1 protein-coding gene is annotated in these 1,344 nt (G+C 66.7%); it reads left to right on the top strand.

Features of this window, described 5'->3' with window-relative positions:
• A partial coding sequence (locus QZL67_RS02245; RefSeq protein ID WP_292919698.1) for a SpoIIE family protein phosphatase occupies positions 1-1,175 on the top strand: 1,175 nt, incomplete at its 5' end.
• Positions 1,176-1,344 lie beyond the last annotated feature (169 nt).

Genomic DNA, 1,344 nt, shown 5'->3' with positions numbered 1-1,344 from the left:
TCGGGGGAAAACGGGTGCAGCGGGAGGCGCTTCCGGAGACGGCGGTACCGGCGCTGGAGCGGCTCAAGGCCCAGCTGACCCGGACTGCCGCGGTACTGCGGGACCTTTACGACAGCATGGGCCGGAGCGCGCCGGTGTCCAGCGAGGAAAACCCGGCCATCATCTTTGACCGGGCGGCGGAAAAGGTCTGCCGGGGCTGCGCGCTGTGTGATCTCTGCTGGCAGAAGGAGTACACCGGTACCTTCAACGCCCTCAACGACGCCACTCCCTTCCTCCTGGAACGGGGACGGGCCCTGCCCAAGGATTTCCCCGGCTATTTTGCGGACCGGTGCATCCACCTGCCGGACTTTCTCACGGCGGTGAACGGGGAACTGACGGCGTTTTTGCTGCGGCGGCAGTACCGGCGGCAGCTGGAGGAGACCCGCCGGGACGCCCGGGGCCAGTACGCCCAGCTCAGCGAGCTGCTTACCGCCACTGCCGCCGGACTGGGAGAGGCCCGGGCGGTGTCCGGGGAGATGCCCGCCTACCGGGTGGGGGCGGCACTGCGGCCCAAGGCGGGGGAGAGCGCCTGCGGGGACACAGTGGTGTCCTTCCAGACGGAGACCGGCCTTTTGTGCTTACTGCTGGCGGATGGCATGGGCTGTGGGGAACCGGCCCGGAAGGAGTCCACCCTGGCCTGCCGACTGGTGCGCCAGTTCCTGGAGGCGGGCATCGAGCCGGAGGCGGCCCTCAAGACGCTCAACGCCGCCATGTCGCTGCGCAGCGCCGAGACCGGAAGCTTTACCACCATCGACCTTTTGACCTGTCGGCCGGACACCGGCGAGGCGGCCTTCTATAAATTCGGAGCGGCGCCCAGCTACCTGAAAAAGGGGGGCAATGTCCGGCGAATCACCGGCGGGACACTGCCCGCGGGGCTCCGGGGGACCCCGGCGGCGCCGGATGTGACGAAGGTGACGCTGGCCCCCGGCAGCTTTGCCGTCCTCATCAGTGACGGCGTGGCGGATCCCAGCCGGGACGAATGGCTCCAGGATCTGCTGGCCGGCTGGGAAGGGGAGGACCCCCAGGTCCTGGCGGGGCTGATTTTGCGGGAGAGCATTCAGCGGGAGGCCCTGGCGGATGACTGCGGCATCCAGGTGCTCTACCTGCCCCGGGAAGGACGGGCAAAAACCGTGTGAAGCAGTATAAATTTCCCGCGCCTGCGGAAAACTGGAAGTATCAACTCAATACACAGGAGGCGTGAAGCGGATGGTAAAAGGTATTTCCAGACGGGTGGTTGTGGTGGAATCCCCGGACCAGCGGTATTTTGAGCAGGCGATCTTTATCGTGCGCAACGAGGCGGTGGGG

It is taken from the genome of Oscillibacter sp. CAG:155 (assembly GCA_000436875.1).
Classification (GTDB): Bacteria; Bacillota; Clostridia; order Oscillospirales; family Oscillospiraceae; genus Oscillibacter.
The sequence above is the reverse complement of the archived record's forward strand: the minus strand, read 5'-3'. Positions and strand labels throughout refer to the sequence as shown.